The organism is Nocardiopsis sp. LDBS0036, assembly GCF_041228755.1.
GTDB lineage: Bacteria > Actinomycetota > Actinomycetes > Streptosporangiales > Streptosporangiaceae > Nocardiopsis > Nocardiopsis dassonvillei.
In genome coordinates this window covers 1,273,622-1,287,803 of the sequence record NZ_CP141103.1, presented here as the reverse complement: position 1 = coordinate 1,287,803, position 14,182 = coordinate 1,273,622, and the positions used below count along the sequence as shown (strand labels likewise).

Here is a 14,182-nt window from a genome sequence, read left to right as displayed (position 1 = left end):
GCGGCCGCGACCGCCGCACACCTGCGGCCTCCGGGAGGAGCACGTGATCGTCACCGTCACCGCCAACCCCGCCGTCGATACGACCTACGAGGTCGACGCCCTCGTACCGGGCCGCTCCCTGCGGGTCTCGCGCGTGTGGGAGCGCCCGGGCGGCAAGGGCCTCAACGTGTCCCGGGTCCTGCGCGGGCTCGGCGAGCCCACGCTCGCGGTCGCCCCCCTCGGCGGACCGACCGGCCGGTGGATCGCCCGCGCCCTGACCGGGGACGGGCACCGTCTGCGGGTGGTGCCCATCGAGGGCACGACCCGGCGCACCCTGACCGTCGTGGGCACCGACACCACGGTCCTCAACGAACCGGGCCCGCCGCTGAGCGCCCGGGAACGGGCCGCGCTGACGGAGGCGGTGCGCGACGCGCTGACCGGCGCCCGCGCGCTCGTGCTCTCCGGCAGCCTGCCCCCGGGCGCACCGGACGACCTGTACGCGGAACTGGTGCGCGTCGCCGCGCGGGCGCGCGTTCCCGCCGTCGTCGACGCCACCGGCCCGGCGCTGCTGGCCGCGGCGGCGGCCGGGGCCGCGGTGGTCAAACCGAACGCGGACGAGCTGCGCGCCACCACCGGCGGATGCGGCGCCGACGCCGCCCGCCAACTGCTGCGGGCCGGGGCCCGCAGCGTGGTCGTCTCCCTCGGGAGCCGGGGCCTGCTGGCCTTCCACGGCGACCGGGGGTGGCGGGCGGGCGCGGTCCCGGGCGTGACCGGCAACCCGACCGGAGCCGGGGACGCGGCGGCCGCCGCGATAGCCCTGGGCACGGCCGCCGCCGACCCCTGGCCCCGGACCCTGGCCCGCGCCGCCGCGCTCGGCGCCGCCGCCGTGCTCGCCCCCACCGCGGGAGAGGCCGACCCGCGGGCCTACCGCGCGTTCCTGCCCACCGTGCACGTCGAGGAGTACGCATGACACTCGTTGGGATCACCACGCTGCTGGAGCGGGCCGTCGCCCGACGCGGGGGCGTCGGCGCCTTCAACGTCGTCCTGTTGGAGCACGTCGAGGCGCTGATCGCCGGAGCCGAGCGCGCCGCGGCCCCCGTCGTCCTCCAGATCAGCCAGAACTGCGTGCGCTACCACGGGGCGCTGGCCCCCCTCGCGCTGGCCACGCTCGCCGCCGCCCGCGAGGCGGCCGTGCCGACCGCCGTCCACCTCGACCACGCCACCGACGTCCCGCTCGTACGCGAGGCGATCGAGCTGGGCGTCACCAGCGTCATGTTCGACGCCTCCGCGCTGGACTACGAGGACAACGTCGCGGCCACCCGCGCGGTGGTCGGCTACTGCCACGCCCGCGGCGTCGCGGTGGAGGCCGAACTCGGCGAGGTCGGCGGCAAGGACGGCGTCCACGCCCCGGGCGCGCGCACCCGGCCCGAGGAGGCGGCGGAGTTCGTCCGCGCGACCGGGGTGGACTCGCTGGCCGTCGCGGTCGGCACCTCGCACGCGATGCGCACCCGCGACGCCCGGGTGGACCACGAGCTCATCGGCCGCCTGAACCGGGCGGTCCCCGTGCCGCTGGTGCTGCACGGGTCGTCGGGGGTCGCCGACGCCGACCTGGCCAAGGCGGTGGACAGCGGCATGACCAAGGTCAACATCGCCACGCGGCTCAACGACGCCTTCTCCGGGGCGCTGCGCGCGCGGCTCGACGAACGGCCCGACCTGACCGATCCGCGGGCGTACCTGGCTCCGTGCCGTGACGCGCTGGCGGACGAGGCGCACGCCCTGCTCCGCCTCCTGCGCGCGGGGTGAGGAGCCTTCGGCGTCGCAGCGCGGTTTTCCTTTCCTGTTAAGAGGTTGCGGTCCTGAACATTCCCGCGGGAGTTTTCCCGTGCCGCGTTTTCCGGGGCCGGGGCGCCTGGAGACCCTCCCGTATCCCCGCTTTCCCGCGACCCGTGGAACACGCGGAGCCCCCGCGTCCCCGAGTTCCCCGGGCGTTCCCGCGTTCCCCTGGTTCCCCGGCCCGGGCGTTCCCGGCCGGCCCGTTTTCCCCCGCCTTGACCTCGGGGAGGTTTTGTCCCGGTCTTTCTCGGTAGTGGGTCAAGCCAAGGGCATGGCAAGAGAAATTCGGATAATGGCCGACGGCCAGGAGATCCATGAGTCAGGACAGCAAGGACGACGGTTCCCCTCCGCGCGAGGGACGACGCAAGACGATGATGCAGCGTCTGCGCGAGGCCCAGGAGCAGTTCGAGGAAGTGACCGGGCTGGAGGTCGAGGGCGTCTCCGGGTTCCAACGATCCGGAGACGGCTGGGACCTGACCCTCGAAGTACTCGAACTGCGCCGGGTTCCGGACACGGTGAGCCTGCTGGCCACGTATTCCGTGGAACTCGACGCCGACGGGGAGATCGAGGGGTACAAGCGCGGCAAGCGCTACACCCGCGGTCGCTCCGACGGCTGAGCCCGGCCGACCCCGGGCGGACGGGGAGCCTGCCCCCCACAACCTCACCGACGAAAGGAGCATGATTCCGATGACGGTGATGCAGCAGTCATCCGGAGGCGGCCGCAGCTCCGGCAACCTCTACGAGATCCTCGATCTCATCCTCGACAAGGGACTGGTGATCGACGTGTTCGCCAGGGTCTCCCTCGTGGGCATCGAACTCCTCACCGTCGACGTGCGCATCGTGGTCGCCAGCGTCGACACCTACCTGCGCTTCGCCGAGGCGTGCAACCGCCTCGACCTGACCAGCAGCGGCGGGGCCGGACTCCCCGACCTGCTCGACAGCGGCATGGAGAAGGGCGCGCGCAGCAAGTCCAAGGGCGCGCTCTCCGGTGCGGCCGAGGCCATCTCCGAGTCCTTCTCCAAGGGACAGTCCGACGAACAGGAGAAGCAGCCCGCGCGCGCCCGCCGGCGCTCCTCCGCCAAGAAGGAGGGCGAGGAGTGAGCACCTACGTCTACGGGATCGTCCGCGACGACGAGTCCCTCGACGGCGTCAAACTGTCCGGGGTTGGCCAGGACGCGGCGCCGGTGCGCTTCGTCCGCGCCTACGGCGTGGCCGCCGCGGTCAGCGACGCCCCCGAGGGCCTGCGCGCCAAGCGGCGCGACCTGGAGGCGCACCAGAACGTGCTCCAGGACCTGGCCCAGGCCCGCGGCGTCCTGCCCCTGCGCTTCGGCGCGGTGAGCGAGGACGACGACGCGGTCGCCGCCGAGCTGGCCCGCTTCGCCGACCACTACTCCGTGCTCCTGGACCAGCTCCAGGGCCGGGTGGAGTTCAACGTCAAGGCCAGCCACAACGAGGAGGCCGCCCTGCGCGCCGTGCTGCGCGCCGACGAGGGGCTGCGGGCCCGCAACGAGGAGCTCAAGGCGGCCGGGGGAGGCACCCCCGCCGAACGGATGGCCTTCGGGGAGCAGGTCTCCCAGGCGGTGGAGGAGCTGAGGCGCCGTGACGCCGAGGCCGTCCTGAAGCCCCTGGAAGGACTGGCCGAGCGCGTGTCCGCCTGGCCCGCCGTGGACGGCGGCCTGGCCAACGCCTCCTTCCTCGTGCACCGGGACCGCACCGGGGACTTCCTGCGCGAGGCGGCCCGGGTCCAACAGGAACTGGCCTCCTACATGGAGGTCCGCGTCAACGGACCCCTGCCGCCCTACAGCTTCGTGGCGTCCCCCCAACAGTGACCCCGCCGGGCGGGGACACCGAACAGGAGTCAGGGGCATGGGCCTCCTCAGCATGATCCTCACCGCTCCCGCCGCGCCTGTCCGGTTCGTCGACTGGACGGCGCGCCAGGTCCTGGACGCGGCGGAGCGGGAGCTGTACGACCCCTCACGCATCCGACAGCAGCTGGCGGAACTGTCCGAGCGCCTCGACGCCGGAGAGCTGTCCGAGAGCGAGTTCGACCAGGCGGAGGACGAACTGCTGGACCAGCTGGAGGAAGCCGAGCGGTACCAACAAGGTCTTCTATAGCGATATCGAGGTGAGATCCCGTGGGGGACACGGCGAAGATCGTGGCCGCCGCAGTGGGCGGCTACGTCCTGGGCCGGAGGAAGAAGTTCAAGCTGGCCCTGGGGCTGGGCCTCTACCTGGGGGCCAAGAAGCTCGACATCAAACCCGGACAGCTCGCCCAGGGGCTGCTCAAGGAGGTCTCCGCGCTCCCGGTGGTGGGTGAGCTCAAGGGCCAGTCCCGCGAGCAGCTGCTCAACGTCGGCAGGACCGCGGCGGGCAACATCGCCGGCAAGTGGGCGGGCGGCCTGGCCGACTCCCTCAACAGCCGCACCGAACGCCTGCGCGAGGGCGCGGCCGGGGCCGCCTCCGGCTCCGACGAGGACGGCGCCGCGCGGGACGAGGCCGTCGAGGACGCGGACGAGACCCGGGACGACGGCGACGCCGAGGCCCGTGGCGAGCCGGGCGGGGACTCCGCCCCCGAGCGCCGGACCAGGCCCAAGGCCGCGAAGGCGTCCCGGGGCGCCGCCTCGGGCACCGCCGCCCGGACCAAGGGCACCGCCAAGCGCGCCTCGGCCTCCGCCAAACCCGCCCGGCGCAAGCGCGCCTCGGGCACCGGCGGAAAGGGGGGCGACGATGGCCGCGACGACTGACTCCCGGGGGCCGCTGGCCCGGCTGCGGTCGGCCGCCGACAGGAACGAGGGCACCTCCAAGCTCGCCGACGCCCTCCAGGACTACCTCAGCGCCAAGGCCACCAGCGTGGTGCACGGCGCGGCCTGCAGGCTCGGGGCCACGGTGGAGCGCCTCACCAGTGAGGGCGCCTCAGCCGCCCCCGTCGCGGCCGGGGTCGGCGGCAAGCTCGCCCAGGGCAAGAACCCGGTCAACGCCGTGGTCACCGGCGGGGCCAAGGGCCTCAAGGACAAGGCCAGGAAGGGCCTCAAGGACAAGGTCGGCCAGGGCCTGGGCACGGGTTCCTCCGGAGGGGGCGGCAAGCCCGGCAAGATGGTCAACATCGTCGAGGACGTCGACGTGGGCGTTCCGGTCCGCGTGGCCTACAACCAGTGGACCCGCTTCCCCGACTTCGGCTCCTTCGCCAAGGGCGTGCAGAGCGCGGAGCGCACCGGGGACACCTCCTCCCACTGGAGGGGCAAGGTCTTCTGGTCCAGCCGCAGCTGGAGCGCCGAGGTCACCGAGCAGGTCCAGGACCAGCGGATCGCCTGGTCGACCGAGGCCGCCAAGGGCACCATGAAGGGCGTCGTGACCTTCCACCCCCTGGGGGAGAACCTCACCCGCGTCCTGCTGGTGGTGGAGTACTACCCCAAGGGCCTCTTCGAGCGCACGGGCAACATCTGGCGGGCCCAGGGCAGACGCCTGCGCCTGGACCTCAAGCACTACCGGCGCCAGGTCATGATGCTGCCCCGGGACGAGGCGGCCGAACTCCGCGGCTGGCGCGGCGAGGTCCGCGAGGGCGAGGTCGTCCTCTCCCACGACGACGCCGTCGCCCTGGAGGAGGCGGACCTCACCGAGGAGCAGTGGGCCGAGCTGGAGGAGCTGGACCCCGACGAGCGGGCCGAACTCGCCGACCTGGACCCCGAGGAGCGGGCGGAGCTCGCCGACCTCGACGACGGGAGCGCGGAGGCCGCGGACGCCGAGCCCGAGGACCGGATCTTCGACGACGAGCCCGAGGACGGGTTCGAGGAGGAGCCCGAGGCCGCGGACGACGAAGAGCTTGAGGAAGAGCCCGAGGGCGAAGAGGAAGAAGAGGAAGAGGAGGAGTTCCTCGATGACGAGGCTGAGGGCCAGGACGCTGATGAGGCGGACGAGCAGGACCTGGAAGCAGAGGAGGGCGAGTACCCCGACGAGGAGGAGCGGCCCGCCGACGGGCGCTCCTGAGCCGGGGGCCGCCTCCGCCCCGCGGACCGGTGCCGCGACGGCGGTGCGCGCGTGACCCGTGGCCGCGACGGCTCCGCGGGACCGGGAGGGAACTGGTACGCATGAGTGAACCCACGCCCTGGCGGGGCGAGCCGAGGCAGATCCGCTCCTCGGGCGGATCCTCCTCCGCCAACCTCGCCGACGTACTCGAACGCGTTCTCGACAAGGGCGTCGTGATCGCGGGCGACATCAAGATCAACCTGCTGGACATCGAACTCCTCACCGTCAAGCTCCGGCTGCTCGTCGCCTCGGTGGACAAGGCCAAGGAGATGGGCATCGACTGGTGGGAGCACGACCCGGCCCTGTCCTCCCGCGCCTCGCGGCGCGAGGACGACGAGCTGGCCGAGGAGAACAGGCGCCTGCGCGAGCGCATCGAGGCCCTGGAGGAGCACCGCACCGCGCAGGTCACCGCGGCCGAGGCGGACCCCCTCGCCGAGGAGGGCTCCGGGACCCCGGCCGCGGAGGGCTCCGGCGCCCGGGAGGAGGGCGACCATGGAACGGCCTGAGCAGGCGAGCTACGTCTACGCGGTGTGCCGCCCCTTCGGCCCGGCGACCACCGACGGCATGACGGGCGTGGGCGGCCACCCCGTCCACCTCGTCGTCGAGGGCGACCTGGCCGCCGCGGTCAGCACCGTCCCCCTGGACGAGTTCGACGAGCGGGCGCTCCACGCCAAGCTGGAGGACCTGCGCTGGCTGGAGGAGGTGGCCCGCGCCCACCACGGCGTCGTGGACGCGGTGGCCCTGCGGTCCGTGGCCCTGCCGCTGCGGCTGGCCACCGTCTACCGCGGGGACGAACGGGTCCGCCAGGTCCTGCGCGAGAACGCGCAAGCCTTCGCGGCGACCCTGGACGAACTCGTGGACCGGGTCGAGGTCGGCGTGAAGGTCTACGCCGAGGCGGGCGCGCGCACCGCCGCGCAGCCCGAGCCGCGGACCCCCGCCGACGAGAGCCCGGGCAAGGCCTACCTGCGCAGGCGCAGGGAGCAGCGCGACCGCCGCGACGACACCTGGCAGCGGGCCTCCGCGCTGTGCGAGCGGGCCGACGGGGTCCTGGGCGCGATGGCCCGGGCGCGCGCCCAGCACCAGACGCAGAACGCCGCGCTGTCGGAGGCCTCCGGCGAGAACGTCATGAACAACGCCTACCTCGTGGACGGGGAGCGGGTGGCGGAGTTCCTCGCGGCGGTGGACGAGCTGAACTCCCGCGCGCCGGAGGGCACCAGGATCGAGGCCTCCGGGCCGTGGGCCCCCTACTCCTTCTCCTCCCCCCGAGCGGCGGAGGCGGGCGCGTGAGCACGGTGAACGGATCCGGCCCCGCCGGGAACGGCCCGCCCGGCACCGGCGGCTTCCCCGGCCAGGCCCACTCCCTGACCACGATGCTGGACGAGGACCACCCCCTGGCCAACCGGGAGATCTCCCTGGTGGACCTGCTCGACCGGGTCCTGGCCAAGGGGGTGGTCGTCTCGGGGGACCTGACCGTCTCCATCGCCGACGTGGACCTGGTCCGGGTCTCCCTGCACGCCCTGGTGTCGTCGATCAACGAGAACGTGCCCTCGCCCTGGGAGCACGGTCACCCCCTGAGCGGATGGATCCGCCAGGAGTGAGGACCGGCCCCGGGGGAGGGGGAAGGAGGCGGTATGCCAGAGGTGAACGGGAACCCGCTCCGCGCGGCGCAGAGCCCCGAGGGGCCGACGCCCGTGCGCGTGGCCGACGCCGACACGGTTCCGGGAGGCGGGAACGGCATCCTGGGACGGCTCCAGGACGCCCTGGACGAGACGGCGGACCCGGACCGGGCCGGCGGGGGGCCTGCGGGCCCCGAACGGCAGCGGCTGCGCCACCGGATCGAGACCGAGCCCGACACGGTCGAGCGCGACCTGATCAAGCTGGTGCTCACCGTGGTGGAGCTGGTGCGCCAGCTCATGGAGCGCCAGGCCCTGCGGCGCGTGGACCAGGGCGACCTCACCGAGGACCAGGAGGAGCGCATCGGCATGACGCTGATGCTGCTGGAGGAGCGCATGACCGAGCTGCGCGAGCGCTACGGGCTCTCCGCCGCCGACCTCAACCTGGACCTGGGCCCGCTGGGGTCCCTGCTGCCCAGAAACGGGGAGTAGGCGAAGGTGCCCCCGGTGCCCGCCTCAGGGCGAAGGCCCTGACAGAGGACGGGCACCGGGGGGAGGGGCCTCGCGCGGCCTCGGCCGCCGGGCGGGAGTGGAGTGGCCCGGGGCTACTTTCCACCGACCCCCATCATGCCGCGCACCAGGGAGCGGCGCGCGAAGAGGTACACGAGGAAGAGCGGCAGGGTCGCCAGCACGACCGCGGCCAGCATGCCGGGCACGTCCACGCGGTACTCGCCCTGGAACTCGAACAGGCCCATGGTGATCAGCCGGTTGTCCGCCGACTGGGTGAGGATCAGCGGGAACAGGAACCCGTTCCAGGCCTGGAGCGCGGCGTACACGCCGATGGTGCTCAGCCCCGACCGCGACATCGGCACCACCAGCTGGAGGAAGGTGCGCACCGGGCCCGCGCCGTCCAGGGCCATGGCCTCGTACAGCTCCTCGGAGATGTCGCGCATCGACCCCACCAGGATCAGCACGCACACCGGCAGCGCGAACGCCGCCGTGGGCAGCACGATGGCGGTCAGGGTGTCGTAGAGCCCCAGTTCGATGATGATCAGGTACACCGGGATGATCACCGCCTGGGACGGGATCGCCAGCCCCAGCAGGAACATCCGGAACACCCCCGTGGTCCACCGGGTGCGCGAGCGCACCACGGCGAACCCGGTCATGGAGGCGAGCACCAGCACGATCGCCACCACCGCGACGGTGACGATCGCGGTGTTGAGCACGAAGCCCAGCACCCCGTTCTCGATCGCCTTGACGTAGTTGCCCAGGGTCGGGTCCGCGGGCGGGGTGAGCGGCCCCGCGGAGGTGTAGTTCTCGGAGCGCTGCACCGTGGCCACGAGCAGCGCGTACAGCGGCACCCCCACGACGGCCAGCCACACCAGGGCGCCCAGCCCGGCCAGGACGTTGGGGCGCCGGCGGCCCGGCCGCCGCCGGGGGAGGGCGGGGCGTCGGCCGGTGGGGCGCTGCCGGACGGCGGGCCTCTCGGCCGTACTGGCGGTCACATTCCCTCCCGGGTGCTGCGCATGTCGCCGAAACCGGTGAAGCGGACCAGGAGCAGGGCGATCAGCGTCGCCGTCACCACCAGGGTGAACGCGACGGCGCTGGCGTAGCCCAGCTCCCAGCTCTGGAAACCGGCCTGGTACATCAGGTACGGGACGATGGTGGTGTTGGTGCCGGGCCCGCCCCCGGTCATGATGAGCACGGTGTCGAAGTAGGTCAGCGCGCCCACCACCATCAGCACCGACGACGTGGTGATGGTGTGCCTGAGCTGGGGCAGCGTGATGTACCAGAACGCCCGCAGCCTTCCCGCCCCGTCGATCTCGGCCGCCTGGTACAGCGTCGCCGGGATCTGCCGGGCGCCGCCCTGGTAGAGCAGCATGTGCAGCGGGATGAACTGCCAGGCGCTGACGAACACGATCACCAGGAACGCGCTGTCGGAACCGCCCAGCACGTCCACCGACGACAGGCCCAGGCGGGGCCCCAGCCAGGCCAGCGGACCGAAGTTGGGGTCCAGCAGGGCCCGCCAGACGAGGGCGATCGCCGCCGAGGACAGCAGCAGCGGCAGGAAGAAGACGGCGGAGAGCACCGCGCGGTTGCGCTGCTGACCGGCGGCCCAGACCCCCAGCAGCAGGCTGATGGGGGTCTGCACGATCCAGGAGAGCGCGGTCAGCAGCACGCTCAGCCACACGGCGTTGCGCATCAGCGGGTCGCCCGCCAGGCGCGACCAGTTCTCCAGGCCGATGAAGCGGGGCGAGCCCAGCCCGCCCCAGGAAGTCAGGGACAGGTAGGCCACCAGCACCATCGGCAGGGCGGCGAAGAGCCCGAAGTACAGCAGGCCGGGCACCGCCCACAGCGGACCGGGCCGCCCCGTGCGGGGGGCGGCGCCCCGCGCGGCGGAGCCGCCGCGCGGGAGGCCGGGCCGGGGGCCGGGGGAGGCGGGACCGCCCGCCCCGGCACCGCCGGCCGCCGGGTCGCCGGTCATGGTGCCACCGGTCGCCTGGCTGTCGGTGCGGCCGGTCACAGGGCCGCCAGCGCGTCGACGAACTGCTCGGGCGTGCTCTCACCGTTGAACAGCGACTCGATCTCGGTGACCATCGGCGTGGCCACCTCCGGCGGCAGCGCCTGGTCCCACGAGAGCTGGAAGTGCGGCGCGTCGCGCACCATCTCGTACTGGAAGGTGGCGAAGTCCGGACTGGGGCTGTCGGCGACGACCTCCTCGGCGTTGGTGGTGGTGGGCACCTCGCCGTTCGCCACCATGTCGGCGACGTACTCCTCCTGGGACATGTACGTCAGGAACTCCATGGCCTGGTCCGTGTACTCGGTCTCGGCGGAGACCGAGAAGTAGTTGGTCGGGTTGCCGACCACGTTGGCGGGGTCGCCCTCGCCGCCCTCGATCGGCGGGAACGCCACGTACCCGAGGTCGTTCGTCGCGAACTCCTCGTTCTGGTCCAGGATGGTGGAGTACTCCCACGAGCCCATCAGGTGCATGGCGGCCCGGCCCTCGGACAGCAGCGCCGAGGCCGCGCCCTCGGTGTAGCTGACCGAGGCGTAGGAGTTGCCGAACGCGCCCTGGTCCACCAGCTCCTGGACCATCCGGGCGGCCTCCAGCACGGCGGGGTCGCGCCAGCCCTCGGAGTCGCCCTCCACGATGCGCGCGAACACCTCCGGTCCGCCGATGCGGTCCACGAGGTACTGGAGCCACATCTGTTCGGTCCAGGGGTCGGCCCCGGCCAGGGCGAAGGGGGTGACGCCCTCCTCGGTGAAGGTGTCGACCAGGTCCAGGATGTCCTGCCAGGTCTCGGGGGGCTCCGCTCCGGCCTCCTCGAACACCGTCTCGTTGTAGAAGAGGATGACCGGCTGGGTGCCGCGCAGGGGGATGCCGTACTGCACGCCGTCGACCTTGCCCGCCTCCAGGATGGAGGGGATGAAGGAGTCGGCGAACTCGGGGTTCTCGGCGAGCATGTCGTCCAGGGGGACGAGCATGTCCTGCTCGACGTAGGGCTCGATGCTGCCGCCGCCCCAGTTGAAGAACACGTCGGGCTTCTCGCTGGAGCCCATCGCCGTGCGCAGGCGCTCCTCGTAGCTGTCCCCGGGGACCTCGTCGATGACCGCCTCGGTCTCGGAGGCCCCGTTGAACCTCTCGACGGCGCCCTCCTGCACCACGACCAGGGTGTCCTGGTACATCCACACGTGCATGCGGTCGTCTCCGCCGCCACCGGAACAGGCGGTGACGGCGAGCAGGCAGAGCGCCGACGCTCCGGCGGCGGAGCCCAGGCGGGGGGTTCTCATGGCCACTCCTCTTTCGAAACTATCGGTCAGTATTTCGAAATATTTGCGCCCGAATGTACGCGGCGTCACCGCGAGCGTCAATAGGAGGATGAGAGCTGGATCACCCGGAGCCGCGCGGGGTTGCCATGACCGCGTAGGATCAGGCGTCGTGAGTGCAGACCCGACCCCCGACTCCGCCCGGACCACCCTTTCGGAGCCGGTCACCATCTCGAAAATTGCGGAAGCCGCAGGCGTATCGGTGCCGACGGTCTCGAAGGTGCTGAACGGACGCGCCGACGTGGCCAGCGAGACCCGTGCACGCGTGGAGGAGCTGATCCGCCGCCACGGCTACCGGCGACGCCGGGGCCCGGGCGGAGGCCGTTCCTCCATGGTCGACCTGGTCTTCCACGAACTCGACAGCGCCTGGGCGGTCGAGGTCATCCGGGGCGTGGAGAGCGTGGCGCGCTCGGAGGGCCTCAGTGTCGTGCTGACCGAGTCCGGGGGCGCCCAGACCCCCCGCGACGACTGGGTCGACGCCGTGCTCGCCCGCCAGTCCACCGCCGTGATCCTGGTCTTCTCCGACCTGGCGCCCGAACAGCGCACGCGCCTGACCGCGCGCGGCATCCCCTTCGTCGTGGTGGACCCGGCGGGGGACCCGGGCCCGGACATGCCCTCGGTGGGCTCGGCCAACTGGAACGGCGGCCTGGTCGCCACCCGCCACCTCATCGAGCTCGGCCACCGGCGCATCGGCGTCATCGGCGGGCCCCGGCACGTGCTGTGCAGCAAGGCCCGCATCGACGGCTACGCCTCCGCGCTGGACTCGGCCGGGCTGACGGCCGACCCCGCGCTCGTGCGCTACGGCGACTTCCACGTCGAGAGCGGGCGCGACCGGGGCCGGGAGCTGCTCCGGCTGGACGACCCGCCCACGGCCGTCTTCGCGGGCAACGACCTCCAGGCCATGGGCCTGTACGAGGCCGCCCGCGAGCTGGGCGTGCGCATCCCCGAGGACCTGAGCGTGGTCGGCTACGACGACCTGCCGGTGGCCCGCTGGATGGGGCCGCCGCTGACCACCGTGCGCCAGCCGCTCACCGAGATGGCCGAGGAGGCGACCCGGATGGCGCTCACCCTGGCGCGCGGCGGCACCCCCGCCAACCTGCGCCTGGACCTGGCCACCGACCTGGTGGTCAGACGCAGCAGTGCCCCGCCGCCCGCCTCCTGAGGCGGGCGGCGGGGCGGGGCCGCGGTCAGTCCTCCGGGAGGACTCTGTACAGTCCGGCCTCGGCGGGGCCGTGGGGCAGGACCCGCAGGCGGTGGGGCGCGGTCTCGGCGCGCAGCGCGTCCTCGGTGAGGGTCCACCAGGTGTAGCGGACCTCGTCGCGGGCCAGGACCCGGTCCCGCTCGTGGGTCTCGTAGGTCATGTGCCACTCGACCCGCTCGGGGCCGCTGGGCTCGGCGGCGGCCCAGCCGACGTAGGAGCGGGCGCCGACGCGGACCTCGCTCATCCGCGCCCGCTCCACCCGTTCGGGCTGCCGCGGGGCGGCGAGGTTGAGCAGGACGAAGGCTCCCGGGGCCAGTCGCGGGGCCAGGTCCTCCCACAGGCGGTCGCGTTCGTGGGGGCTGAAGTGGCCGATGAGGTTGGCCATCACCATGCCGCCGATCCGGTCGGGCAGGTGTGCCGAGAGCAGGTCGTCGCCGTCCACGGTCACCCTCCCGCGCAGGGCGGGGTCGTCGGCGATCCGGGAGAGCAGCACCGTCCGCAGCAGGAGGGAGGGCTCGACGGCCAGGACGCGGGCCGTGGGCAGGACCGCGGCGATGAGGCGGGTTCCGTGGCCGCCGCCCGCCCCGGCGTCCACGACGGGGCCGGAGCCGTCGGGCAGGGAGGCCAGCGCCTCGGACAGGACCGCCCGGTGGTGCTCCCACCATCCGGCGATCATCGGGTCCAGGTACTGCCCGGAGCGGGCGTAGGGATCGTCGTACTCAGGCATGGCGCGCCTCCTCGCCGTGGTGGGGCGTTCGCGACGCCAGGGAGGAAATGATAATCATTTCCGAACCCTAGCAGTTCCCGTCTCCGGGGTCGGGTGGAAGGGGGATGCCCGCACCCGTCGGTCCTCGGTGCGCGCGGGGAGCGGCCCCTGTCGCCGTGGAAATGAAAAGCACAATCATTTCTTCGGGGGTTTGGCGCGAAATTCCGATGGGAGGCGGATAAATTCTCCGTGCGCTGACCCGGCGGCGCTTGATGCGCGATCGCCGATCGAATAGTCCTGGATGTGTTCCCGTTTTTTCTGCTGGTTTTTCGAGGGGGAGAGATGGCCGCACGGCATTCCGTTCACGAGGGGCACGCGCACGAGCACGGTCACGGGTGCGGGCACGTCGCGGTGCCGCACCAGGGCCACGTGGACTACGTCCACGACGGTCACCTGCACCATGGTCACGACGGTCACTGGGACGAGTGCTCCGTGCGGGGTCACGCCGTTCACGAGGGGCACGCGCACGAGCACGGTCACGGGTGCGGGCACGTGGCCGTGCCGCACGAGGGCCACGTGGACTACGTCCACGACGGTCACCTGCACCGCGAGCACGAGGGCCACTGGGACGAGCACGCTCCCGACCACTCCTGACCGCGACGGCCCGTCCGCGGGGTCCCGGTCCAGGGCCGGGGACCCCGCGGACGGGTCCGGCGGGCCCTCAGGGCCTGTGCGTCGGAGTGTTGGACGGGTAGGGCAGCAGGGCCATCTCGCGCGCGTTCTTGACCGCCGCCGCGATCAGCCGCTGCTGGCGCGCGGTCACCCGCGTGACCCTGCGGCTGCGGATCTTCCCCTTCTCGGAGATGAACTTGCGCAGGAGAGCGGTGTCCTTGTAGTCGATGTAGTCCATATCTCCCAGCGGATTGGCGAAACTCCGCGTGGGCTTGCGCTTGCCCGGACGGTGTGCTGAAGAGGGCATGTCCACCTTTCTGAGAACTC

19 protein-coding genes are annotated in these 14,182 nt (G+C 72.6%); 13 read left to right on the top strand and 6 right to left on the bottom strand.

From position 1 onward, the window contains the following. Positions 1-43 precede the first annotated feature (43 nt). The 12 genes from UIS43_RS05435 (at position 44) to UIS43_RS05380 (ending at position 7,940) form a co-directional block, all read left to right on the top strand. A complete protein-coding gene (locus UIS43_RS05435) occupies positions 44-949 on the top strand; it encodes a 1-phosphofructokinase family hexose kinase (protein WP_013153388.1) in 906 nt (301 codons plus the stop codon). Continuing rightward, positions 946-1,782 carry a ketose-bisphosphate aldolase gene (locus tag UIS43_RS05430; protein ID WP_370012628.1) on the top strand — a complete coding sequence of 279 codons (837 nt, stop codon included), beginning with the start codon at positions 946-948 and terminating at the stop codon, positions 1,780-1,782. The genes UIS43_RS05435 and UIS43_RS05430 overlap by 4 nt, the downstream gene beginning before the upstream one ends. Positions 1,783-2,126: 344 nt before the next feature. Then, on the top strand, positions 2,127-2,429 hold the full coding sequence (locus UIS43_RS05425; RefSeq protein ID WP_013153386.1) for a gas vesicle protein: 303 nt from the start codon (positions 2,127-2,129) through the stop codon (positions 2,427-2,429). 79 nt (positions 2,430-2,508) lie between these two features. Beyond that, entirely contained in the window at positions 2,509-2,913 is a 405-nt protein-coding gene (locus UIS43_RS05420; RefSeq protein ID WP_358170770.1) for a gas vesicle structural protein GvpA, read from the top strand. After that, positions 2,910-3,641: a GvpL/GvpF family gas vesicle protein gene (locus UIS43_RS05415; protein ID WP_013153384.1), complete on the top strand. Its 732-nt coding sequence runs from the start codon at positions 2,910-2,912 to the stop codon at positions 3,639-3,641. The genes UIS43_RS05420 and UIS43_RS05415 overlap by 4 nt, the downstream gene beginning before the upstream one ends. A gap of 37 nt (positions 3,642-3,678) precedes the next feature. Then, the gene (locus tag UIS43_RS05410) at positions 3,679-3,927 is read left to right on the top strand and encodes a gas vesicle protein GvpG (RefSeq protein ID WP_013153383.1); all 249 of its coding nucleotides are present in this window, start codon (positions 3,679-3,681) and stop codon (positions 3,925-3,927) included. Between the two features lie 20 nt (positions 3,928-3,947). Next, complete coding sequence (locus UIS43_RS05405) at positions 3,948-4,556, top strand: hypothetical protein (protein WP_370012627.1); 609 nt, start codon at positions 3,948-3,950, stop codon at positions 4,554-4,556. After that, positions 4,540-5,796: an SRPBCC family protein gene (locus tag UIS43_RS05400; protein ID WP_370012626.1), complete on the top strand. Its 1,257-nt coding sequence runs from the start codon at positions 4,540-4,542 to the stop codon at positions 5,794-5,796. Before UIS43_RS05405 ends, UIS43_RS05400 begins: the two co-directional genes overlap by 17 nt. A gap of 101 nt (positions 5,797-5,897) precedes the next feature. Next, positions 5,898-6,341 carry a gas vesicle protein gene (locus UIS43_RS05395; RefSeq protein ID WP_013153380.1) on the top strand — a complete coding sequence of 148 codons (444 nt, stop codon included), beginning with the start codon at positions 5,898-5,900 and terminating at the stop codon, positions 6,339-6,341. Next, positions 6,328-7,122 (top strand): GvpL/GvpF family gas vesicle protein, encoded by a 795-nt coding sequence (locus UIS43_RS05390; RefSeq protein ID WP_013153379.1) that lies wholly within the window; start codon positions 6,328-6,330, stop codon positions 7,120-7,122. Before UIS43_RS05395 ends, UIS43_RS05390 begins: the two co-directional genes overlap by 14 nt. Next, entirely contained in the window at positions 7,119-7,433 is a 315-nt protein-coding gene (locus UIS43_RS05385) for a gas vesicle protein (protein ID WP_013153378.1), read from the top strand. Before UIS43_RS05390 ends, UIS43_RS05385 begins: the two co-directional genes overlap by 4 nt. 33 nt (positions 7,434-7,466) lie before the next feature. Next, positions 7,467-7,940, top strand: coding sequence for a gas vesicle protein K (locus UIS43_RS05380; RefSeq protein ID WP_117198543.1), 474 nt, complete (start codon positions 7,467-7,469; stop codon positions 7,938-7,940). Positions 7,941-8,053: 113 nt separating this feature from the next. Here UIS43_RS05380 and UIS43_RS05375 read toward each other — a convergent pair whose 3' ends face one another. From UIS43_RS05375 to UIS43_RS05365, 3 genes are read right to left on the bottom strand one after another with little or no spacing between them, the layout of a single operon-like run. Beyond that, complete coding sequence (locus UIS43_RS05375) at positions 8,054-8,953, bottom strand: carbohydrate ABC transporter permease (RefSeq protein WP_013153376.1); 900 nt, start codon at positions 8,951-8,953, stop codon at positions 8,054-8,056. Then, complete coding sequence (locus tag UIS43_RS05370) at positions 8,950-9,972, bottom strand: carbohydrate ABC transporter permease (RefSeq protein WP_013153375.1); 1,023 nt, start codon at positions 9,970-9,972, stop codon at positions 8,950-8,952. The genes UIS43_RS05375 and UIS43_RS05370 overlap by 4 nt, the downstream gene beginning before the upstream one ends. Next, entirely contained in the window at positions 9,969-11,240 is a 1,272-nt protein-coding gene (locus UIS43_RS05365; protein ID WP_370012625.1) for an ABC transporter substrate-binding protein, read from the bottom strand. The genes UIS43_RS05370 and UIS43_RS05365 overlap by 4 nt, the downstream gene beginning before the upstream one ends. Before the next feature lie 148 nt (positions 11,241-11,388). Between UIS43_RS05365 and UIS43_RS05360 the strand changes: the two genes are divergently transcribed. Further along, complete coding sequence (locus UIS43_RS05360) at positions 11,389-12,438, top strand: LacI family DNA-binding transcriptional regulator (RefSeq protein WP_013153373.1); 1,050 nt, start codon at positions 11,389-11,391, stop codon at positions 12,436-12,438. Positions 12,439-12,463: 25 nt separating this feature from the next. On the opposite strand, the gene UIS43_RS05355 is transcribed toward UIS43_RS05360, so the two are convergent. The 3 genes from UIS43_RS05355 to rpsR all read right to left on the bottom strand — a co-directional run bounded on the left by UIS43_RS05355 (position 12,464) and on the right by rpsR (position 14,162). Next, positions 12,464-13,204 (bottom strand): class I SAM-dependent methyltransferase, encoded by a 741-nt coding sequence (locus tag UIS43_RS05355; RefSeq protein WP_013153372.1) that lies wholly within the window; start codon positions 13,202-13,204, stop codon positions 12,464-12,466. Positions 13,205-13,378: 174 nt separating this feature from the next. Then, positions 13,379-13,723 (bottom strand): hypothetical protein, encoded by a 345-nt coding sequence (locus UIS43_RS05350; RefSeq protein ID WP_370012622.1) that lies wholly within the window; start codon positions 13,721-13,723, stop codon positions 13,379-13,381. A 181-nt stretch (positions 13,724-13,904) separates the two neighbouring features. Further along, on the bottom strand, positions 13,905-14,162 hold the full coding sequence (gene rpsR, locus UIS43_RS05345) for a 30S ribosomal protein S18 (protein WP_358456398.1): 258 nt from the start codon (positions 14,160-14,162) through the stop codon (positions 13,905-13,907). Positions 14,163-14,182: the final 20 nt, after the last annotated feature.